Here is a 21,609-nt window from a genome sequence, read left to right on the forward strand (position 1 = left end):
GAGGTAGTCGTCGCCTGAAACGCGGCAGGAGCGGGTACGGATTGATACCAGCCCGGAGCCGTAGTACGGATTTTAGCCGCCGAAGCATCCGTCTGTTTGAGCGTCAGTAGCTGGTCAGCTTTCAGAGCCGTTTTGGTTTCCTGCGAACCATCGGGCCAGGTAATCGTCAGCGAATCAATTTGAGTAGCGGCCTGCAAGCCAAAATGCAGCACCGGTGATACGCTGGACTGATACCCCCGCGTGGGCATCTGCTCCAGAAACTGCCGTTGCCCTTTCGCCGAAAGGAGAACTTTAGCCCCAATTCCCTGCGTATTGCCCGGCTTGCCTTCAAGTTTTATTCTTAAAAAATGATTCTTTCGATCCGACTGGTTTTCGTACAGACTCGCCAGATGATTGATATTATTGATAATCAAATCCAGATCGCCATCGTTATCCAAATCCGAAAAAGCGGCTCCGTTACTATTCAGCGGTTGGTTCACCCCCCAGGCCGCACTGACATTCGAGAACGTCAGGTTACCGTTATTCTTAAACAGATAATTACTTACGTTGGAAGCCGGAATTTGTTGGACCAGATTCAGTACGTCTTGGCGATGGATATTTCCCTGGCGATTTTTCATGAAATCACCCATGTATTTCAAAAAATCCATGTTGGTGTAATCCCGTAGATAGCCATTGGAAACAAAGAGATCTTTCCAACCGTCGTTATCGTAATCGGCAAAGAGTGCGGCCCAGCTCCAGTCACTATTGGAAATACCCGCAAGCTGTCCAACTTCGCTGAAACTTCCGTTACCATTGTTGAGCTGAAGCATGTTCCGCATGTACTGATAGTAAAACCCGGAACGTAGATTTAAATCAAATTTTTCGTAGTTATCCGAAGCCATCAACAGTTTCTGCCGTTTGTTGTCTTCGGGTAGCATATCCAGCGTATAAATGTCGGGCAACGCGTCGTTATTGATATCCGCAATATCATTGCCCATTGAGAACTGAGAGGTATGCCCCAGGTAGTTCTGAATTTGATTGCGGAAGGTCCCGTTCTGGTTATTGATGTATAAAAAGTCCGGCACGGCGTAATCATTTCCAATGTAAATATCCGGCCAGCCGTCGCCATTCATATCTGAAATACTGATCCCCAATCCGTACGATAAGGATACACTTTGAATGCCTGCCTTTGTCGTAACGTCTTTGAAATGATTGCCCGTATTTTCGAATAGTCTCGAGCCCACGTTAGGATCTTCTTTTTTGAGAATCTCCTTCGTTGCTACTTCATCCAACACGGGTAAGGACTTGGGATTGTGGTTGAGTAAAAACAGGTCGAGATCGCCGTCTTTATCGTAATCAAAAAAAGATCCCTGGGTACTAAAGGCGGGTAGATCAAGTCCATACTCCCGAGCCGATTCTTTAAACTGGGGGATACCATTGGCATCAACGCCTTGATTGATGAATAGCTGATTGGTACGGTTCTCGGGTGATACGCTCCCCGAGTAGCAGACGTAGATATCCAGCTTCCCGTCTCCGTTCACGTCGGCCATCGTCACTCCCGTTTTCCAGGGGCCTGGTCGGCCAGCCGCTCCACTGGCCTCCGTAATGTCTTTAAACTGTAATTCCCCTTGATTGAGGTACAGTTTGTTGGGCGTCATGTTAGCCGTGAAGTAAAGATCTTCCAGGCCATCGTTATTCAAATCCCCAACGGCAACGCCCCCGCCGTTGTAGAAGTATTCATACATTAAAATATTGGTATTGAGGCCTTCGGTTAAGGTATTACTGAAGTCAACGTGGGTTTGATCCGCTGGTAAGACTTTAAATAAGGTAGGTCCTGGATCGGCCTGAGTTACTTCCTTCTCGCTTTTCTGCTGACAAGCCAGCAGAAAGACCAAAAGGCTAAGCGGTATAATTCGATTCATGAGGGGATATAAAGTTAAGGGGCAGTATTCAATGGGTAGCAGTGGGCCGCTTTTTCAGGCGATGCAAGGCCTATTTTATGAAAATAATCTACGCCTGCAGAGACGTAGATTATTTTCGAAACTTTACCTGATCATTAGTAACAAATTAGAAACCAGGATTTTGAAGCAATTTACTATTCCGGTTAATCTCATCCCGGCTGATGGGGACGAAGTACATCTTATCGAGCCATTTCCGATTTTCAATACCTGGATCAATGTTGGTCACCTGGTATTTGTAATTGTAGTTGTTCGGATCGTACTTATAAATGCTTACCGTTTTACCAGCCTTGAGCGTACCCGTAATCTGAATGATTCGAGCCTGATTACCTAAGGTATTCGGCGCAATCATCCAACGGCGGGCATCGTGGTAGCGTTGCTCTTCGTAGGCCATCTCCACGCGACGTTCGTTGCGATAGCGTTCCCGCAGGGCATTGCCCGTTTCGGTAATGGCTGGCATACCTGCCCGGAAACGTACTTTGTTGAGGTAGGTTTTAGCCTCCGCATCTTCGCCCAGCTCAATACAAGCCTCGACGTAGTTAAGCAGTGATTCCGTATAACGGATCAACGGCCAGGGGACTTGCTGACGCGTATTCTGATCCACAATCGCCGGGTTCGGATCAATGAACTTCCGCATGTAGTAACCCGTCCGCGATCCGTTCCAGTCTTCCACGGAGCTTTGACGCGTATCCAGACCCGCTGCCGCAACAACGGCTCCGCTGGCGTTCGTTACTTGATATTGGCCCGTTTGAATCTGGTTGTTAGGATCTCTACCCGCTACATCCGAAGGCCGGGGTTTCCAGGTAGCTCCATCGTAGAGAATGGTACCATAGAAACGAGGGTCACGATTTTGGTAAGGCGTTGTCGCTTTCGAGGGATCACTCCAGTCGAACTTGCTACCATCCATCATTTCGTAATCATCCACCAGGTTTTGAAGGGGTGTATTTCCCGCCCAGTTGTGGTAGCCGTTAGGCCCGTTGTTACGCCCTACCCAGGCTCCCCCTTCATCTTTCAAGTCAATGAAGTAACGACCCAGAATCAAATCTTTTTCGCCACCATTTTTAGAAGTAGATACGTTGATATAGTTCGTAGTACCTTGTTCTTTAGAAACCGGAGCGGATAAATTCAACTCGTAACCGTACGAAGTCAGATTGAGTACCGCTTTGGCAGCATCTTTTGCTTTCTTCCAGCGATCGGCCCGACTACCACTTACGTACCCTAAAATTTCAGGTTTGGCAAACGCAGAAATGGTTGCTGATTTGGCTTTTGCCGTCGGTACATCGTGTAAATCACTGGCGGCGTAAATCAGTACCCGCGACTTGAGCGCCAGCGCAGCAGCTTCGTTGGCACGACCGGGAAGCATGGATTTACCTTTTAGTGCCGTAGCTGCATCATCCAGATCTTTGGTGATGAAGTTAATGCACTCTTCGTAGGTGTTCCGCGTTACCGTATAATCGGCTTCTCCTAATTTATAGGCCCGATCAATAATCGGTACGCCGCCGTAGTAACGGGTTAACTGCTGGTAGTAATACGCCCGCATGAACTTGGCTTCACCCAGTAAGCGAGTCGCCAAAGTAGGATCATTAAACTGAGGACTCGTTAAGTTTTCAATCGCCAGGTTACAGGCCCGAATACGAGTATACATGGCTCCCCATTCGTAGGTGTTATTCACCCAGCCAATGTCAGCCGGATTAGAACGGGCCTCCGTAAAGGTATTGATACCACGACCAGGGTGCGTAAATAGGGCTTCATCGCTTAACGAGGCCAGCATTTGCTCATCGAGACCTCCCTGACCAAAGCCGTTATAGATATCCGTAACGAATGCTTCCGCTAAGGGACCATCCTGCCAAACGGTTGACAGTACTACCTCTCCCAGCGGCTGTTTATTAACGAAGTCTCCGTTACAGGAAGCCATCAGAGCGACCACTGCAACGAAACCCAGTTTTTGAATCGATTTTTTCATAGTCTTATTTCGTTTCGATGCGGGGTACGGTTACCGGTTCAGCAGCAACCGTACCCTAGCTTACCTTAGAATGTGATGGATAAACCCGTATTGATAATACGAGCGGGAGGATAATACTGACCCGTAGTGTTATCCGCTTCTGGATCGTACACTTTCAGCTTATCAATCGTAAACAGGTTCAGACCATTTACGTAGAATCGTACCGCATTCATACCGATCTGTTTGCTGAGCGTAGAAGGCAGCGTATAGCCTAATTCCAGGTTTTTCAGACGAATGTAATCGGAACTACGTAACCAGTACGTATTGTCATTAGAGTAGTACTGGTTGCTACGATCGGCAATCCGGGGGTGTTTATCACTCGGATTGTCTACCGTCCAGCGGTGCTGATACACGTCCAGCAGGTAGTTACCGATACTTCCGGATTCACCCGTACTTACGTAGAGCTGAGCACCGGTAGCGTACTGGAATAGGACTGACAAATCGAAGTTCTTGTAGTAGAACGAACCGTTCAAACCACCTTGCAGCGTAGGAATGGTGTTCTTGTTACCACGTACACGGTCATCCGGAGTAATTTTTCCGTTTCCATCGTAGTCTTTATACTTCATGTCGCCAGGACGTACGGTATTGGTAATCGCTGAGTAATCTACCCGACCCAACGTAGCATCAATATCCGCCTGATCTTTGAAGACGCCATCGTATTCATAGAATAAGAAGGCATTCAAAGGTTTACCCGTCGTACGCTGCCAAGCGGGTGCTCCCGGGGCTTCATCCCAGAAGAGAACCTTGTTTTTGGCATAGCCTCCGTTGAAGCTTACGTTATACCGGAAATCACCTTTCTGACCGGAGTGACCCACCTTGAATTCAAACCCGGTGTTTTGCATCTTACCGATGTTTTCAGCGGGCAACTTCATACCAGTCGTTTGAGGAATCGAAGCGTTTTTACGCCAGAGGATACTCGTCCGTTTGTTATAGAAGTACTCAAACTCGAAGTTGATTTTTCCGTTGAATAACTGACCTTCCAAACCAATATTTGAGTTATTGGCAACCTCCCAAGTAATGTTCGGGTTAGGCACGCGAGACTCAAACAGGGTCTTCTGTAACTGGTTGTTGATGACATACGTACCAAAACCTGCCGTTGAGTAATACTGATACTCTTGGAGGGTGTTGTCGTAGTAAATCTGGTCATTACCCATCTGACCGTACGAAGCCCGCAGTTTCAGGTAGTTAACGAAGTTGACGTTATTCTTGAAGAAGTTCTCTTCTGAAATCTGCCAACCCGCCATGATACCCGGGAAGAAGCCGTAACGAGTCTGTTCAGGGAACATGTACGAACCATCATACCGCCAGAGGAATTCGGCGAGGTACTTCTCTTTGTAGTTGTAGGCAACCCGTCCGAAGTAGTTCAAACGAGCCCGTTCCCAAGCACCACCGTTGTTGGTACGCTCCAAATCACCCCCAGCGAAAAGCTGATCAATAGCCGTAGAAATGAAGTAACGACGGTAGGCACTGAAGTTATCGTTACGAATCGTTTCTTTGTTCACCCCCGCCAGTAAGGTCAGCGCATGATCACCGAATTTGCGTTCGTACGTTCCAATTCCACCCAAGAGGATGTTCAATTGATCTTCGTTGCTTTGCGTCAGTCGAGGCTCGGCAGGACCGCGTTTACCACGTACTAATACCGGAGTTACGCCATCACTTTCGAACGCTCCTTGGTGCGTATACAAATACCAGGGGGTTTCCCAACGTTTGCCTTGCTTGATATATTTATCGATAGCCGCAGTTCCCGTAAATTTCAGACCTTCAACCCCAGGAATTTTAACGTCAATCGAACCATTGGTTTGCCAGTAGTAGCGTGTATCCCGGTCGTAACCCGTTTGGTTAGTCGTAATGACTACGGGGTTTTCACCATTTTCAATATCCGGACCAGGCATGCCATTCGGCCAGAACGCTGGTTGCGTAGGCAGACCACGCATCAACATCCGGAAAACTGTACCGGCTGATTTGGTTGGAAAACGACGGCTTTCCTGACGAGCAATGCTACCCAGACTTACGTGTACGTATTTGTTGATATTCGCATCCAGATTCAAACGCAGATCGTACTGCTTGTAACCCGTTGCTGAATTTTTGTAATACGCATCCTGATTCTGGTACCCGATCGACGTTAAGTACTTCACGTTCTCCGTTCCTCCGCTCAACTGCACGTTGTGGCGAGATTGGGGTGACCACGTTTTCAAGGCATCCTTGAACCAGTTCGTATTCGGGTGAAACCAGGGGTCTGAACCATCGGCAAACTTCTGGAAATCTTCCGGTTTGTAAGGAGCTGCTTTTACGGAACCATCCGGACGCGTGTAGCTACCCGTTGAACGGAAAGCGGCCGTAGCAGCTCCCCATTCGCTGGAAGGTAAATTGAAAATCTCCAATTCATTCCGCATCTCAGCAAACTGAGAGGCATTGGCTAGTTTAGGAATAACCGTCGGTTGTGAGAAACCCTGATTGAAGGAATACGATAATTCGGGCTTACCCGTCTTCCCGCGTTTGGTAGTAATCAGGATAACGCCGTTTGCTGCCCGAGCTCCGTAAATAGCAGCCGAAGCATCTTTCAGTACAGAAATCGTTTCGATGTCGGCTGGGTTGATCCGGTCGAAACCGCCCGCCCGTGCTGGGATTCCATCGACTACGATCAAGGCATCGCTGTTACCCAGCGTGTTCGTACCCCGAATCCGAATACCGGCTCCATCGTAACCAGGCTCGCCACTACGTTGTACAGCAATTACACCCGGCATCCGACCCGCAATCGAGTTCGAAAGGTTAACGGCGGGAGATTTTACCAGATCCGTACCTTTCACCGTAGTAACGGCACCCGTTACCGTTTCCTTCTTCTGCTCGCCGTAACCTACGACAACCACTTCCGAAAGGGCTTGGGTATCGCTTTGTAAGCGAACATCGATCGTTGTTTTAGTGCCAACCGCAACTTCCTGTTTGATAAAACCTACGTAGCTGAAAATCAGTACCGCTTCCGTATTGGGAACCGTTAGTTGGTACGATCCATCCGCTTTCGTAGTCGTTCCGATGGTCGTTCCTTTCACCTGTACACTTACCCCTACTAAAGGCAGTCCGTCTTCTTCTAAAACAACCCCTTTGATAGTGATGTCCACTGGAGCAACGGGGGTTTCGCTTTCCTCGATCTTCTCCTCGGCAAGAGCTGCCGTACGAGAGGCGAGTACCGTAGCGGGTTTACGTTTCAGGACCACTTGCTCACCCATAACCTGATAAGTCAGGTCCAGGGGATTCAGTAACTCCTGCAAAGCCGCTCCGATGGATTGATTATGCAGCGTAAGGTTCACTTTACGGTCCGCATCAATCAATTCCGGGCTGTAGAGAAAGTGAACTTTAGCAATTTTGGCCAGTCTGGAAAGTACCTTTTCCAGATCCTGATTTTTAACGGCAATAGTGACTCGCTGGTTAAGGATTTCCTGCCCTGAGCTCTCGTGGGCATGACTTGCACCTACAAACACTACTGCCATGAAAAACTGTACAAGACTGACTTTCATAAGGTCGTACAGCAGTTTGTTTGAGTGGAAAAATTTTTGCATAAATTTGGGAGGTTTAATAAACCATTAGACAAAGAATCCCCTGTTCCTCCTTTTTGGGAGGATAATTGTTTCGCAAGACTAAAGGGGAAGTTACGGGCCTCCGATGCGGGAACATCGGGGGCTTTTTTTTCATAAAGGAGTAAGTGCTTTTGCTACATAGGCTTTGTTCGAGTCAAGGGGATAAAGTAGAATTAATGGCAACCTTTACTATGAATTGTTATTTTTCCATCCTGGTACTCATAGGTTGATTCAATCCCGGCACAAATCAGTGTTAGCTTTTCAAGCACCGGCTTATCACCCAGCTCCGCCGATAAGGTACAATGCCTCATCAGTTCTGAATCATAATTGATTTTTACGCCGTAGTTTTTTTCCAGTATCCGAAATACTTCACTAATGGGCGTACGGGTGAAGGTAAAGGGCTCTTTTTCTAGTACGGTCAGTTCAGGCAATGGACTTCCGCTGATCGATAGCGTTTGGTTCTGCCGTTCAAACGTGGCTTGCTGATTGGGCCGTACCACTTGAGGACTAACTTCCTGTTGAGCTTTCTTAAATACCGCTACTGTGCCCGTTTTCACGGTTACCTTTACCTGCTTGGCCGATTCAAAGGCCCGTATCGTAAAACTCGTTCCGGTCACGCGGGTAATGACTTCGTTGGTTTCTACAAAAAAGGGTTGCTTTGCATTCTTTTTGACCTCAAAAAAAGCTTCTCCCACCAAGACTACCTCTCGCTTCGTAGCATCGAATTTCTTAGGGAAAGCAATCCGGCTTTGGGATTGTAATACGGCTGAACTTCCATCGGGCAATAATACTAACCGACTTTGCTGACTTTCATTGATGATTTCATTCCAATGTTCCTTTACTACGGCTTTGGCCTGAGTTACCGGAAGCGGAGGACGTATCGCCTGGTTTTTCCAAATTAACCACCCGCCCAGTCCAGCAGTTAATACGAGTATGGCAGCCATGCTCCCACCCCACCGCCAGAAGCTACGTTTGACGCCTAAGGAACTCGTTTTTTCGAGAATACGCCGCGAACGTTGGCGGATGTACTCATCGGACATGATCACTTCGGGCTCCACTAGCGTCAGCAGTATGCTTTTTGCCTCCAGGATAGCTTCTTCCGCCTGCGGATACTCGCGTAAGAACCGCTTCCAATAGTCGGTTTCTGCCGGAGAAGATTTTCCGTAAACCCACGCTCGAAACGAAGGGTTTTCTAAGAATTCTTCCGCATTAAAATGATTATAGCTATCCATGGAATAATTAAAGTAGGAGAAGGCTCCATTCTGATTAGGAAAAACGAATAGCCTTATACCCTCTCAGAATAGGAATTTTTTAATTTTTTTTATGGGGGTCTTCCATGGCTGGGTATACCCCTTCTTTTTGAGAAGGATCAGACTACGAATGGCCAGGAAGGCTTACAGCAAGAAGGAAGAGAAAAGGTAACTACAGAGTGGCATAAGGAAGGATTTGTTCCAGTGATGCCGTAGGAAGGTCATGGCTTTCTGTAAATGGTTGGATACCGACTGGCGATTGATTCCCATGATGTCAGCAATCTCCTGAATTTCGCAATCCTGGTAGTATTTTAGAAACAGGGCTTCGCGTTGCCGGTCGGGCAACTGAGCCATTAAACCCGAAATCTGCTGGCTTACTTCCGTATTGGCTTCGATGTGCAACAAGGTATCCTGTACGCAGGGCACGAGTAATTCGCCCCCTTCATCATCCATTTCAGGCAAGTCCGTAAAACGTTGCTGCTGTTTGAGCTCGAACAGAATACGATTACGGAACGCCTTGAACAAGTAGTTACGAACATTCGCTGGCGTATCACTTAAGTCCTCTTTATGTTCCCAGAGGTACACAAACAAGTCCTGAATGACATCTTCAATGAAAGGCTGGTCCCGGCAAAAACGGGTTCCGTACTGCACTAGGGGGCGGTAATTAGAAACAATAAGTTCTTGAAAAGCTAAACGATCACCTGTGATAAATTTTCTCCACAAGCGTAATTCTTCTACAGGAGAATTCGTAGAGATATTTTTCATACATAGAGTACAGAAGTAATTAAAGTCAAATATATACTTTTACTACTATAGTCTAATTTTATATACAGATAATCTTATTGATTTTTTTTAATAACTCAGCATCCGGGTAATTTAAGCTTGTTTACTGCTAAAAAAGGCCCATACGTACGAGTATGGGCCTTTTTAGTAGCCGCTGTGCTTTCCTTATCCAACCAGTTCCATAAGATCTTGGTCATGAATCATCTTGCGTTCATCGGCCATTAGCAAAAAGCGTTCGTAGAGTTTATCCAGATCTAATTTTTCGAATTTAAAGCCTAATAGTTGCAAGCGGTGACGTAGAGCAGCCCGGCCGCTACGTGCCGTCAAGATAATTTCTGAACTAGGTACGCCTACATCTTCCGGGTTGATAATTTCGTAATTGGACGAATTTTTCAAGTGCCCATCCTGGTGGATGCCCGAAGAGTGAGCAAAGGCATTCCGTCCTACAATAGCCTTATTAGCCTGAACAGGCATCCGCATCATTCCTGATACGAGCTTCGACAAGGGGTATAAACGCGAAGAATCGATCCCCGTTTCAAAGCCCAGATCTTTATGTACTTTCAAGGCCATGGCGATTTCTTCGAGTGAGGTATTACCCGCCCGTTCGCCGATCCCGTTAATGGTTACTTCCACTTGACGAGCACCCGCCCGAATTCCCGCCAACGTATTGGCCGTAGCCAGACCCAAATCGTTGTGGCAGTGCATGGAAATCGTTGCCTTGTGAATGTTGGAAACATTCTCGAAGATGTAGGAAATACGTTCGTACATCTGCTCGGGTAACAGATAACCCGTCGTATCCGGTAGGTTTACCACGGTAGCCCCGGCGGCAATTACCCCTTCCGTCAGGCGGGCAAGGAATTCCAGATCGGCACGTCCAGAGTCTTCGGCGTAAAATTCTACGTCTTCAACAAATTTCTTGGCGTACTTCACGGCACGTACACCGCGTTCGAGAATCTGATCACGGGTGGAATTGAACTTATGAAGAATGTGTACGTCGGAGGAACCAATCCCGGTATGAATCCGGGGGCGTTTGGCGTATCGGAGAGCCTCAGCCGCTACTTCAATATCTTTCTCAACGGCCCGGGTAAGTCCACAGACAGTAGGTTCGGTTACGGCTTTGCAAATTTCTTCTACCGACCGAAAGTCCCCAGGACTGGAGATGGGAAAACCAGCCTCAATGACATCCACTCCAAGTAGCTCAAGTTCCTTAGCAATTACTACTTTTTCTTCCGTAGTTAATTGACATCCGGGCACTTGCTCGCCGTCACGCAGAGTGGTGTCGAAGATTTGAATTCTTTGGCTCATAAGTAAACAGTGTGATCGTGAATGAACTCCTTGGTTAGGCATTACTTTGCTAAGTAGCGGGAACTTTTCAGCAAAGTCTTAATGGAAATCGCGGATAAAAAAACCCTTTCTCAAGTACTTGAGAAAGGGTTCAGTATGGTTACAACCAACTCCCGTTCTCAAAGCATTGGGCCGAGAATAAGAAGAGAAAGGTTGAGTGTATTGGCAAACATAACACAGGCGGTTTCCATTGTGAGGACAAAAATAGCCGGAATTTTGATTCAGGCAAATAATTTGATGTTTGATGCCAGAGCTTTTTACGCCTTTTTACTTCCGTAATCGGTTATTGCTGGTCTAAATCCGCTTGAGCAGTTCGGCTCCCATGGCCTCGGTACCCAGGATTTTAGCCCGGTCGGTCTGAGCATCAGCGATGTCACCCGTCCGGAAACCATCTTTGAGCACACCGTCTACGGCAGCAATGATGGCTTCGCTTTCTTCCTTCATCCCAAACGAAATATCCAGCATCAGGGCCGCCGACAGTACTGAAGCCAGCGGGTTGGCCACGCCTTTACCCGTAATATCGTGGGCTGAACCGTGAATGGGTTCGTATAAACCTACGGTATCACCGATGGATGCCGAAGCCAACATACCCATGGAACCAGCAATCTGACTGGCTTCATCCGTGAGAATATCGCCGAACAAATTAGCCGTCAGTACCACGTCAAACCGGCGGGGATCTTTAATCAGCAACATCGCCGCTGAATCGACAAATTGATGCTCTACTGTTACGTCTGGATATTCTTTGGCAATTTCCTGAACAACTTCCCGCCAGAGACGGCTCGTTTCCAGTACGTTGGCTTTATCTACCGAGCAAAGTTTGCCCTTACGGGTCCGAGCTGCTTCGAACGCTTTTCGAGCGATACGTTCCACTTCGTATTTGCTGTATTTGGCAATATCGTACGCCGTAGCCCCTTCATCCTGACGACCTTTTTCACCGAAGTAAATGTCTCCCGTCAGTTCCCGGAAAAACAGAATGTCTGCTCCGCGAAGAATCTCCGCTTTAATGCTGGATGCTTCCAATAATTCGTCGAATAACTTGATGGGTCGCAGGTTCGCGTACAGGCCCAAGGCTTTGCGAATACCCAGCAATCCCTGCTCGGGACGTACCTTGGCGGAAGGATCGTTATCGTATTTGGGATGTCCTACGGCTCCAAAAAGGATGGCGTCAGAAGCTTTGGATTTTTCGATGGTTTCCTCGGGCAGCGGCTGACCCGTTGCTTCGATAGCGGCGTGACCGATGAGGGCGTAGTCAAAGGTAAAGGCATGACCAAATTTCTGGCCAATGGCTTCGACGACTTGTTTCGATACTTCGGTCACTTCCTGACCAATCCCATCACCGGGAATTACGAGAATATGTTTACTTGCCATGTAAAGGTTTAATTAACCACAGAGTATCTCAGAGTTTTACACAGAGTTACGCTAAGTAATTGCTTAAAGTACAACTCGCCGGATTCCATTTTTCAGGCTCGCTACGTTAAAATTCAGTAACAAACCCAGCTTGTAATTACCCAGTCGCATGTAGGTTAAAATCTGAGCGAGGTGCACTTCCGTTAAAGCTTCAATTGATTTTAATTCCAGAACAATTTGCTGATTAACCAAAAGATCAATTCGATAACCAACTTCAAGCCTGATCTCTTTGTACACCAAAGGCATTGCTTTCTCCTTTTCCACAAAAAGCCCACTTTTTGTAAGAGCGTAAGCCAAACATTCTTTGTAGGCACTCTCGAGTAAGCCAGGGCCTAAAGCCGTATGAACTTGGTAGGCACAGGCCAGAATCTGGCGTGAAATCACATTTAACTCCGTGAGACTCTGTGCCATACTTTGTGTTACTCAGTGGTTAAACTTGACTTGCCTGGAACGCCTCAATCTCCGGCCGCAACGAGATCAGGTAATCGATATCATCGTAGCCATTCATCAGGCAGTTCTTCTTGTACGGGTTGATATCGAATGAAGTAGCCGTACCGTCGGGTAAGGTCACCTGCTGATTTTCCAGATCGACCGCAATCTGAGCGTACGGGTCGGCCTCAATAATAGCGAAGGTTTTCGCCAAAAATTCGTCCGATACCTGTACCGGCAGTACAAAGTTATTCAGCGAATTATTCCGGAAAATATCCGCAAAGAAGCTCGAAATGACCACGCTGAAGCCGTAGTCATGAATAGCCCAAGCAGCGTGCTCCCGGCTGGAACCCATGCCGAAATTCTTACCCGCCACCAAAATCCGGGCAGCCTTATAAGTCGGATCGTTGAGTACGAAATCCGTTTTCGGTGTATCATCTGCGTTGTACCGCCAGTCCCGGAAAAGATTATCGCCAAAACCTTCGCGAGTTGTAGCTTTCAAAAAACGAGCCGGAATAATCTGGTCCGTATCAATATTTTCAATCGGCAGCGGAGCCGCCTGTGAAGTCAATGTAGTTATTGTCTCTTTCATTTTGTTGGTGGTTGTTCGTTGTCTGTTGTTTGTCTTTTTAGTTGCTCAAAGTATTTAATGAATCCGTTGAGAAGTTTTTTACAAATTGATAATTGAGACAACAACGCATTTACCTCACTTTCAGGAATGTAATTCTGGTCACTGGCGATATAAATCTGCGTTTCCAATTCATACAACGACCCTCTGGAAATGAAGAAAAATTGTAATGAATCTTTGGCGTGATTTCGTCCACAGCCTTCTGCAAGATTAGAGGGGATAGACACCGCACAGCGACGCATTTGATTGGTCAGTCCGAAAAGTTCTTCTTTAGGAAAATCCCTGGTAACCCGATATACTTCGGCTGTTAACTTTCGGCATTCCTTCCAAATAGTTAGTTCAGTGTAAGCAGCGTAAGACATAGTTAGTTCGTTAACACTTTCAGGTTGAATGTATTAGAACAACGAAGTACCGTTAATCCAGCTAACAACAAACAACCATTAACGAACAACTAGTTTTACACCAGTTCCCGAACGTCGCCTACCTTACCCGTCACCGCTGCTACGGCAGCCGTTAATGGAGAAACCAGTAAGGTACGGGCTCCCGGTCCTTGGCGACCTTCAAAGTTTCGGTTGGAGGTACTCACGGCATATTTACCGGCGGGTACTTTGTCTTCATTCATCCCTAAGCAAGCTGAGCATCCGGGACCGCGTAATTCAAAACCCGCTCCTTCAAATACTTTGTCGAGACCTTCAGCCCGAGCCTGTTCAGCTACCTGATTCGAACCAGGTACAATCCAGACTTCGATACCACTGGCTTTTTGTTTTCCTTTAACGAATTCCGCTACTTCCCGAAGATCTTCGATCCGGGCATTCGTACAGGAGCCGATGAACACGTAATCAATGGCTTTCCCTAACAGGCTTTCACCCGGCTTCAGACCCATATAATTCAGCGACTTTTCAAACGAAGGCTGCTCCGTAGCCGGAATTTCCTCCAGCGTTGGTACGTGATCCGTTACACCGATACCCATACCCGGGTTCGTTCCATACGTAATCATGGGCTTGATGTCCGCCGCATCGAAAGTCAGTACTTTATCGAAATGAGCTCCTTCGTCGGTTTTCAGTTCCTTCCACGCTTCTACCTTACGGTCAAACTCTTCACCCTGTGGAGCAAAGCGACGGCCTTTCAGGTAGGCGAAGGTTACTTCATCGGGGGCAATCATGCCGCCACGAGCACCCATTTCGATACTCATGTTACAGACCGTCATCCGGCCTTCCATCGTCAGGTTCCGAATGGCTTCTCCAGCGTATTCCACGAAATAGCCCGTAGCTCCGGCAGCTGAGATTTTAGCGATGATATACAAGATCAAGTCTTTCGCCGTTACGCCTTTTTCGAGCGTACCATTGACTTCGATCAGCATCTTTTTAGGCTTCGACTGAATGATACACTGCGTCGTCAGTACCTGCTCTACTTCCGAAGTACCAATCCCGAACGCTACGTTTCCAAACGCTCCGTGCGTTGAGGTATGCGAATCACCGCACACAATCGTCATACCGGGTTGGGTAATGCCCAGTTCGGGTCCGATGACGTGTACGATACCCTGAAAAGGATGTAATAAGTCGTAGAGTTCAATCCCGAATTCCTTGCAGTTTTCGCGAAGTTTCTCCACCTGATGGCGAGACAACGCTTCCCGGATGGGCAGGTGCTGATCTTTCGTAGGAACGTTGTGATCGGCGGTTGCCGTCGTGCGATTTACATTGAAGACTTTCGCTCCACGTTTGCGAAGACCGTCGAAGGCCTGAGGACTCGTAACCTCGTGAATGAAGTGACGATCAATAAATACAACATCGGGAAATCCTTCCTGGCGTTTCACGACGTGGCTGTCCCAGATTTTATCGAATAATGTTTGAGGGGTATTGCTCATTGTTGGATTAGGCTAACTAATACGCTACAAAATTGAGGGATTTATCGAGCAAGTAGGTATCGGCAAACGTTCAAACGATAGCGTTTTTGGTCCGATTATATAAATTGGGCGTTGAGCTATATTGCTCTTTAAAGGCTTTAATGAAGTGAGATACGCTTTCGTACCCAATCTCAAAACTGATTTCTGAAACGTTTTTACTCGTATTTTCCAGTAAGAATACCGCATGTTCGAGTCGTTTCTTACGAATCCAGGCGGCGGGACTGGTGCCGAACTGTTTTTCGAAATCACGATTGAATACGGAGAGACTGCGGCCGGATAGACGGGCTAGTTCAGCTACCGACAATGGTTTGAGATAGTAGCTCTGTAGTAACCACTCCAGGTCCAGCTTTTCGCCAATGTACAAGCTGTGCAAAAAGGCTTTTAGCTGTCCTGTAACGTCGTTTTCGAAAAGTAAGAGTAGGAGTTCATGCGATTTAAGTCGCAGGTACTGATTGAGAAAGGGCGTAGGCCGCTGGAAATACGGAAAGATGGAATCCGCAAAGGCATTCAAGCTGGAATTTCCTTCAAACACCAGTAAGGGGTTATCAATTTCCCGTTCCTGAAGCGGACCGGAAACCAGTTCAATATGCTGCTCGACGAAGGATTTCAACAACTTCTCATGAAAGAAAAAAACCAGGCTGCGATAGGCCCGGTCGAGTGCTTCCTGCATGAAGTAATAGCCGCGACGGATAAACACCACATCGCCCTTGCGTACCCGCGTTTCGCCTTCAGGAGCCAGAAATCGCTTTTCGCCTTCCAGTACAAAAATTACCGCGTGTTCTTCAAAAAAAACCTCGTTGCGGAGCGGCGGGTCCTGGTTGCGATAGGCCACAAAAGTCATGTCCTGAATCTTGAGCGATTCAAATTCATTGACATGCATGAAAGTGGGGACACGAAGCACTGGACGTAATTGGGTTTGAAAAGGTTTGAGGATGAGTAACGTTCAAACAAGCCTAAATGAGCCCAAACAGACCTATTTTCAACTTTTTAAACCTTGCCCATCCTCAAACTACTTAGGCTGCATTCTTATTTTCAGCGTTGGAAAGAGGCTTCTCAACGACCGGATGTTCTTTTTCGTGGAACGCTTCCCATTCCAGAAGCTGGCGGGTTTGCTGTTCGGGGGAAAGGTTCGAAAACGCAGCTAACTGCCGATGTAAAAACTCTAATTTTTCTTCTTCGGTGGGAAAAGCAGCCAGACGGGCCGCCAGTTCCCGTAATTCGGATACAGTATTCATATTAAAAATCGCCTCCTTTCGGGTTCTTCACTACTGGTATATAATTCAAAATCAGTTAAAATAGTTTATTAGGACCATTAAGTTTGATGTAGTAATTAAGGGAGATTCGGGGAGGGATAAGAAATGGAGCTTCTTCCTGACCCATCTTAAAAAACAAGCGGCTGAAATGTGATACTTCCAATTCGAGCCGTTTTTTAAAGCTAACCCCAATACCCGGTGTAAGAATGCCAGTCGTAGCAATTTTATTTGAAAAAATTACTAATCCTACGTTATAAAAAGGTTGGATTTTACCCCCGCCTAGGTATTGACCAGCCAGTATTTCGATCGTTTTTAAATTACTATCCACGGGCCTACGTGTTTCTTCTTGCAGTACCACTATTTTTGAAGCCCTATGGAAAGCTATTTTCGCGTACATTTGCTGATGATTCTGGGGGAAATTTACGCGTGCCGATACACCTACAGAAGCCTGATTTTTTCCTTGGCTTAAATCACTAATATTCAAACGTTCAAGACCGGCATTAAGTCCCACATAGAACGTGGACTTTTCATCTTTCAACCGAAATGTAACGGGCTCTTCCGTATATTTTTTATCGTGGTAAGTCTGTAAATATTTGATCAGATATCGGCTCGCATAAAGGGGAGGAGTCATTGAAAAACGGGCAACATCAGCCGTCAGCTGCTCTAGCTGTTGCTTGTACTCCTGTACCGCTACGCGATAATTTTGCCCTTCCTTTTGCCGGTAAAAACTATAATTGATCAGTTCATAGAACGAAGGTCCTTCTTCAATAAAAAAACGGATTCTTCCATCTTTATCACTTCTAGCGTAATACAAGCTGATTTTCTGGTCACTCCAGAGCTGTTGTAGAAATAACGTTTGCTGAAAGTACGTATCAGGCTTAGTCTCGTAAACATCTTCGCTTACGTACAGAAGATTCAACGTATGCGATTTATACAACTGATTTGCCTTCTCTATGTAAAATGCCTTATAGGAAACGGCACTGATGCTTTCTTCTTTCTGGGTTAAATCTCGTTTGATTCGAATTTCGGCGGGGCTATCGGACCAGTCTTGATAATGAATGTAACAGGCTAGGGTATCTCCGGCGGATTTTACAATATACCCTTTTTGGAAAGCACTTTGAGCGAATACATAGCCAGTATTCAGCAATAAAATTACACTAAGTATAAAGGAACGGAACATATAAGGTTAGGTTAATAGAATGGGAAACAAAATTATAGAATTCCCATTCTATTATACCTTCCTTTGCAATAACCTATACTAAAATGCCAAATAAATCTGGCTTATCATTTAGGTATTCGTACGTAATTTTTGCCTCGTTCATCCGGTGAATAAGGGAAGAAAAGTCACTTTTTGATTTCAATTCAATACCGACGATAGCAGGACCCTGTTCGCGATTGGTTTTCTTCACGTACTCAAATCGAGTAATGTCATCGTTGGGACCGAGTACATTCAAAAACTCCCGGAAAGCTCCGGCCCGCTGCGGAAATCGGATGATGAAATAATGCTTCAATCCTTCGTACAAGAGCGAACGTTCTTTGATCTCTTCCATCCGGGTAATGTCGTTGTTACCACCACTGACCAGGCAGACCACATTCTTACCCTTGATCTCATCTTTTAGGAAATCCAGAGCAGCGATACTCAGTGCTCCGGCGGGCTCGGCTACTATGGCTTCTTCGTTGTACAACTGCATGATCGTGGTACACACTTTGCCTTCCGGAATGGTTATCACATCATCGAGTAGTTCCTGACAGATCTGGAAAGTCATCTCCCCTACCCGCTTAACGGCCGCTCCATCAACGAATTTGTCAATATCATCCAGCGTTACAATCTTGCCGTGATTGAGTGCCTCCCGCATGGACGCCGCACCCGCCGGTTCAATGCCAATCAGTTTTGTATGCGGAGAAAGGTGTTTAAAGACCGTAGCCACGCCCGAAGCCAGTCCGCCCCCACCGATGGCGAAGAGGACATAATCAATTTTAAAGTCGGCATCTTTGAAGATTTCCAGTCCTACCGTTCCCTGTCCTTCCATAACTCCCAGGTCGTCAAAGGGGTGCACAAACGTTGCTCCCTGCTGCTGCTCGAAGGCACGGGCCGCTACGTAGGCGTCATCAAACGTATCACCCGTGAGTACTACTTCTACTTCTTCCCGCCCAAAGAGTTTTACCTGTTTTACTTTCTGGTTCGGCGTGGTACTGGGCATAAAAATCGTCCCCTTCACCCCCATTTTGTGGCAGGCGTACGCCACGCCCTGAGCGTGGTTTCCGGCACTGGCACAGGCTACACCCTTGGCCAGAGCTTCGGCTGGAAGTTTAGCCATGCAGTTATAGGCTCCACGAATTTTGTAGGAACGTACAATCTGCTGGTCTTCCCGTTTAAGGTATACATTCGCTCCGAATTTCGCGGACAGGTTCAAATTCACCGTCAGCGGCGTATGGGTTACTACTTTGCGGAGTCGTTCGGCGGCAAGAAATATGTCGTCAAGCTGGGGGAATAGCGTCGGGGAATCAACGGTTTCTTTCATCTTCTCTTCTATGCGACGTGCTAACGTCTGTGCCGGGGTATTCACAATAGTATGATAATAAGATTTATAACGGGGAGGTTGGATAGGGAAGTGTACAGCAGCCGCCTTGGCGGTTTTCTGTAGGTTGTTTTTGAAGTAAGGCTTGTATTATTAAAAGGCACTGGTACGAAAAAGGGTGAATGAACGAATGGCATCATTCACTCATTCACCCAAGAGTTTTGAGTTTTCGGTTTACTGTTTTCAGTTTGAAAAGAATCGTCACTTGTAGAAAATGCGGCCCATACCCTAACTGAAAACTAAAAATCGAAAACTGTAAACTAAGAACTAGCTACGCTCGGGACGCAGGCTACGTACGGTAGCACCGGCTTTCCACATTTCTGATTCGCGGAGTTCGGCCAGTTCTACTTCCAGTTTCTCGCGGTAATCAGCCTGTGAGTTACGGCTGATTGAAATTTGAGCCTGCTCACCTGATTTTACCGAGTTATACAATTTCTCGAATACAGGCTTAGTGGCTTCTTTGAAAGGCTTCCACCAATCCAGAGCACCGCGTTGAGCCGTCGTCGAGCAGTTAGCGTACATCCAGTCCATACCGTGTTCAGCCACTAAAGGCATCAGGGATTGGGTCAGCTCTTCTACCGTTTCGTTGAACGCTTCTGAAGGCGAGTGACCGTTTTCGCGGAGTACTTCGTACTGAGCAGCGAAGATACCTTGAATAGCACCCATCAGCGTACCACGCTCACCCGTAAGGTCAGACGTTACTTCTTTGTAGAAATCCGTCTCGAACAGGTAACCTGAACCTACACCGATACCCATAGCGATACATTTTTCGCGGGCTTTACCGGTAGCATCCTGATAGATGGCGAAGCTGGAGTTCAGACCTTTTCCTTCTACGAACAAACGACGCAGGGACGTTCCGGAACCTTTGGGGGCTACCAGGAATACGTCTACATCAGCGGGAGGAACAATACCCGTCTGATCTTTGTACGTTACACCGAAACCGTGTGAGAAATAAAGAGACTTACCAGGCTTCAGAGCAGCTTTTACCGTAGGCCACAGGGCAATCTGAGCGGCGTCAGAAAGCAGGTAGCAAATGATGGTACCTTTCTCAAGAGCTTCTTCAATTTCGAAGAGGGTTTCACCGGGAACCCATCCATCGGCTATGGCTTTATCCCAGGTCTTGGAATCTTTACGCTGACCTACGATTACGTTGAAGCCGTTATCTTTCATATTCAGTCCCTGACCAGGTCCTTGTACACCATAGCCAATGACCGCAATTACTTCTTCGTTCAGTACTTCACGGGCTTTTTCGAGGGGGAATTCTTCCCGGGTTACTACTTCTTCTTCGAGTCCGCCGAAGTTCAACTTTGCCATTTTGATTGAATTTTGAGGATAATAAAATTGTAAAAACTCTGTTTAGTTGTCAGTTTTCCGTTTGCTGTTTTCAGTAATATGCCCGAAGAAACCAGTGTCCATGATTAACGCTAGCAGTATTCTGCTCAGAATCATTTCCTATTTAAAACGGGCCTCAAAACTGTTTACACTAGTTGGGAATATGATAACTGACCACAGAAAACTGACAACTGTAAACTCCTAGGCGATTTCCCAGACTCCTTCTGAAGGCAGGTATTCGACCAGGCCTTTTTCTTCCTTGGATACGCTGATTCGGCCCGAACGGACGAACTCCAGAATACCCTGGGGTTTGATATAATGGTAAAATTCCATGATTTCGGCTTCCGTACCCGATTTTTCGATGACCACCGAATCCGTTCCCCATTGCACTACCCAGGCGTTAAAGTCCTTATTCACCCGCTCAATGTCGAGTTGTGGACCACCCAGGGGCGTTGAGATTTTGAACAGGGCTGTCTCTTGAAAGACGATGTCTTCGTCCAGATACCCGTATACCGCCAGTACATCGACTAATTTCCGGATCTGGCGTACCAGTTTTTCAACGGATTCGCGGCTTTCAGACTTCAGTACAATGGTAAAGCGGGATACGCCTTTCCGCTCGGTCTCACAAACCGTCAGCGATTCGATATTCAACCGACGACGCGTGAAGACAATCGTAATACGGTTTAGTAAACCTACCGTATTAGTTGTAAATATGGATATGGTGTAATTAGTCATTTGTATCGGCATTTATTGATTCAAAATGCTCTACGACCGGAAACGGATCGTAAAAATGGTGTAATAAACGTTTCCAGTGCTGATAATCTTCCGATTCCCGAAAACCGATGGTATGATCTTCCAGGGTTGCCCATTCAACGAGTAACACGTACCGATTCGCCTTTTCCATGCTGCGTTGTAAACGGTGACTCAAATAACCCTTTTGCCGGGAAATATACACTTGAGCCTGCTGGAATGCTTGTTCGAACGCTTCCGTCTGATGGGCTCGTACATCGAGTAAGGCAACTTCGAGAATCATCCTATTTTACTCTAAGCGAATTTTATCAACGGCCTGCCCGGCGGGAACCATCGGAAATACGTTTTCCTCCTTCTCGCAAATCACTTCCAGCAAATAAGGGCCATCGTGATTCAGCATCGTATCCAGTGATTCGCTCAGGGCTGACCGGTCGCGGCAG

The 21,609-nt window shown here is 46.9% G+C and carries 18 protein-coding genes; all 18 read right to left on the bottom strand.

What is annotated here, in order from left to right; all coding sequences use genetic code 11:
• On the bottom strand, positions 1-1,901 hold a 1,901-nt coding region (locus tag ACOJTG_RS14340; RefSeq protein ID WP_420154455.1), incomplete at its 3' end, for a CRTAC1 family protein.
• Positions 1,902-2,046: 145 nt separating this feature from the next.
• Complete coding sequence (locus tag ACOJTG_RS14345) at positions 2,047-3,900, bottom strand: RagB/SusD family nutrient uptake outer membrane protein (RefSeq protein WP_420154456.1); 1,854 nt, start codon at positions 3,898-3,900, stop codon at positions 2,047-2,049.
• A 65-nt stretch (positions 3,901-3,965) separates the two neighbouring features.
• Complete coding sequence (locus tag ACOJTG_RS14350; protein WP_420154457.1) at positions 3,966-7,493, bottom strand: TonB-dependent receptor; 3,528 nt, start codon at positions 7,491-7,493, stop codon at positions 3,966-3,968.
• 191 nt (positions 7,494-7,684) lie between these two features.
• Positions 7,685-8,743 (bottom strand): FecR family protein, encoded by a 1,059-nt coding sequence (locus tag ACOJTG_RS14355; RefSeq protein ID WP_420154458.1) that lies wholly within the window; start codon positions 8,741-8,743, stop codon positions 7,685-7,687.
• 162 nt (positions 8,744-8,905) lie between these two features.
• Positions 8,906-9,526 carry an RNA polymerase sigma factor gene (locus ACOJTG_RS14360; protein ID WP_420154459.1) on the bottom strand — a complete coding sequence of 207 codons (621 nt, stop codon included), beginning with the start codon at positions 9,524-9,526 and terminating at the stop codon, positions 8,906-8,908.
• 183 nt (positions 9,527-9,709) lie between these two features.
• Positions 9,710-10,849 (bottom strand): 2-isopropylmalate synthase, encoded by a 1,140-nt coding sequence (locus ACOJTG_RS14365; protein WP_104715773.1) that lies wholly within the window; start codon positions 10,847-10,849, stop codon positions 9,710-9,712.
• Between the two features lie 333 nt (positions 10,850-11,182).
• Positions 11,183-12,256 carry a 3-isopropylmalate dehydrogenase gene (gene leuB, locus ACOJTG_RS14370; protein WP_420154460.1) on the bottom strand — a complete coding sequence of 358 codons (1,074 nt, stop codon included), beginning with the start codon at positions 12,254-12,256 and terminating at the stop codon, positions 11,183-11,185.
• A gap of 63 nt (positions 12,257-12,319) precedes the next feature.
• Complete coding sequence (locus tag ACOJTG_RS14375) at positions 12,320-12,706, bottom strand: GxxExxY protein (protein ID WP_420154461.1); 387 nt, start codon at positions 12,704-12,706, stop codon at positions 12,320-12,322.
• A 19-nt stretch (positions 12,707-12,725) separates the two neighbouring features.
• Positions 12,726-13,316, bottom strand: a complete 591-nt coding sequence (leuD, locus tag ACOJTG_RS14380; RefSeq protein ID WP_420154462.1) for a 3-isopropylmalate dehydratase small subunit — start codon at positions 13,314-13,316, stop codon at positions 12,726-12,728.
• Positions 13,313-13,714: a four helix bundle protein gene (locus ACOJTG_RS14385; protein WP_420154463.1), complete on the bottom strand. Its 402-nt coding sequence runs from the start codon at positions 13,712-13,714 to the stop codon at positions 13,313-13,315. Before ACOJTG_RS14385 ends, leuD begins: the two co-directional genes overlap by 4 nt.
• 95 nt (positions 13,715-13,809) lie before the next feature.
• A complete protein-coding gene (leuC, locus tag ACOJTG_RS14390; protein ID WP_420154464.1) occupies positions 13,810-15,216 on the bottom strand; it encodes a 3-isopropylmalate dehydratase large subunit in 1,407 nt (468 codons plus the stop codon).
• 70 nt (positions 15,217-15,286) lie between these two features.
• A complete protein-coding gene (locus ACOJTG_RS14395) occupies positions 15,287-16,156 on the bottom strand; it encodes a helix-turn-helix domain-containing protein (RefSeq protein ID WP_420154465.1) in 870 nt (289 codons plus the stop codon).
• Positions 16,157-16,268: 112 nt separating this feature from the next.
• Positions 16,269-16,490 (bottom strand): hypothetical protein, encoded by a 222-nt coding sequence (locus ACOJTG_RS14400; RefSeq protein ID WP_420154466.1) that lies wholly within the window; start codon positions 16,488-16,490, stop codon positions 16,269-16,271.
• A 55-nt stretch (positions 16,491-16,545) separates the two neighbouring features.
• Positions 16,546-17,688, bottom strand: coding sequence for a hypothetical protein (locus ACOJTG_RS14405; RefSeq protein WP_420154467.1), 1,143 nt, complete (start codon positions 17,686-17,688; stop codon positions 16,546-16,548).
• A gap of 73 nt (positions 17,689-17,761) precedes the next feature.
• Positions 17,762-19,030: a threonine ammonia-lyase IlvA gene (ilvA, locus tag ACOJTG_RS14410; protein WP_420154468.1), complete on the bottom strand. Its 1,269-nt coding sequence runs from the start codon at positions 19,028-19,030 to the stop codon at positions 17,762-17,764.
• A 324-nt stretch (positions 19,031-19,354) separates the two neighbouring features.
• The gene (ilvC, locus tag ACOJTG_RS14415) at positions 19,355-20,401 is read right to left on the bottom strand and encodes a ketol-acid reductoisomerase (protein ID WP_420154469.1); all 1,047 of its coding nucleotides are present in this window, start codon (positions 20,399-20,401) and stop codon (positions 19,355-19,357) included.
• A gap of 219 nt (positions 20,402-20,620) precedes the next feature.
• Positions 20,621-21,154: an acetolactate synthase small subunit gene (gene ilvN, locus ACOJTG_RS14420; protein ID WP_094815159.1), complete on the bottom strand. Its 534-nt coding sequence runs from the start codon at positions 21,152-21,154 to the stop codon at positions 20,621-20,623.
• On the bottom strand, positions 21,147-21,452 hold the full coding sequence (locus ACOJTG_RS14425) for an antibiotic biosynthesis monooxygenase family protein (protein WP_420154470.1): 306 nt from the start codon (positions 21,450-21,452) through the stop codon (positions 21,147-21,149). Before ACOJTG_RS14425 ends, ilvN begins: the two co-directional genes overlap by 8 nt.
• Between the last annotated feature and the right edge of the window lie 157 nt (positions 21,453-21,609).

Origin of the sequence: Siphonobacter sp., assembly GCF_048595215.1 — a bacterium.
In the GTDB taxonomy this organism is placed as follows: domain Bacteria; phylum Bacteroidota; class Bacteroidia; order Cytophagales; family Spirosomataceae; genus Siphonobacter.

What these genes read in the sequence shown, in the direction of transcription:
- ACOJTG_RS14345 (WP_420154456.1), bottom strand. Translation starts at nt 3,900, where the DNA reads ATGAAAAAATCGATTCAAAAACTGGGTTTCGTTGCAGTGGTCGCTCTG.
- ACOJTG_RS14350 (WP_420154457.1), bottom strand. Translation starts at nt 7,493, where the DNA reads ATGCAAAAATTTTTCCACTCAAACAAACTGCTGTACGACCTTATGAAA.
- ACOJTG_RS14355 (WP_420154458.1), bottom strand. Translation starts at nt 8,743, where the DNA reads ATGGATAGCTATAATCATTTTAATGCGGAAGAATTCTTAGAAAACCCT.
- ACOJTG_RS14360 (WP_420154459.1), bottom strand. Translation starts at nt 9,526, where the DNA reads ATGAAAAATATCTCTACGAATTCTCCTGTAGAAGAATTACGCTTGTGG.
- ACOJTG_RS14365 (WP_104715773.1), bottom strand. Translation starts at nt 10,849, where the DNA reads ATGAGCCAAAGAATTCAAATCTTCGACACCACTCTGCGTGACGGCGAG.
- leuB (WP_420154460.1), bottom strand. Translation starts at nt 12,256, where the DNA reads ATGGCAAGTAAACATATTCTCGTAATTCCCGGTGATGGGATTGGTCAG.
- ACOJTG_RS14375 (WP_420154461.1), bottom strand. Translation starts at nt 12,706, where the DNA reads ATGGCACAGAGTCTCACGGAGTTAAATGTGATTTCACGCCAGATTCTG.
- leuD (WP_420154462.1), bottom strand. Translation starts at nt 13,316, where the DNA reads ATGAAAGAGACAATAACTACATTGACTTCACAGGCGGCTCCGCTGCCG.
- ACOJTG_RS14385 (WP_420154463.1), bottom strand. Translation starts at nt 13,714, where the DNA reads ATGTCTTACGCTGCTTACACTGAACTAACTATTTGGAAGGAATGCCGA.
- leuC (WP_420154464.1), bottom strand. Translation starts at nt 15,216, where the DNA reads ATGAGCAATACCCCTCAAACATTATTCGATAAAATCTGGGACAGCCAC.
- ACOJTG_RS14400 (WP_420154466.1), bottom strand. Translation starts at nt 16,490, where the DNA reads ATGAATACTGTATCCGAATTACGGGAACTGGCGGCCCGTCTGGCTGCT.
- ACOJTG_RS14405 (WP_420154467.1), bottom strand. Translation starts at nt 17,688, where the DNA reads ATGTTCCGTTCCTTTATACTTAGTGTAATTTTATTGCTGAATACTGGC.
- ilvA (WP_420154468.1), bottom strand. Translation starts at nt 19,030, where the DNA reads ATGAAAGAAACCGTTGATTCCCCGACGCTATTCCCCCAGCTTGACGAC.
- ilvC (WP_420154469.1), bottom strand. Translation starts at nt 20,401, where the DNA reads ATGGCAAAGTTGAACTTCGGCGGACTCGAAGAAGAAGTAGTAACCCGG.
- ilvN (WP_094815159.1), bottom strand. Translation starts at nt 21,154, where the DNA reads ATGACTAATTACACCATATCCATATTTACAACTAATACGGTAGGTTTA.
- ACOJTG_RS14425 (WP_420154470.1), bottom strand. Translation starts at nt 21,452, where the DNA reads ATGATTCTCGAAGTTGCCTTACTCGATGTACGAGCCCATCAGACGGAA.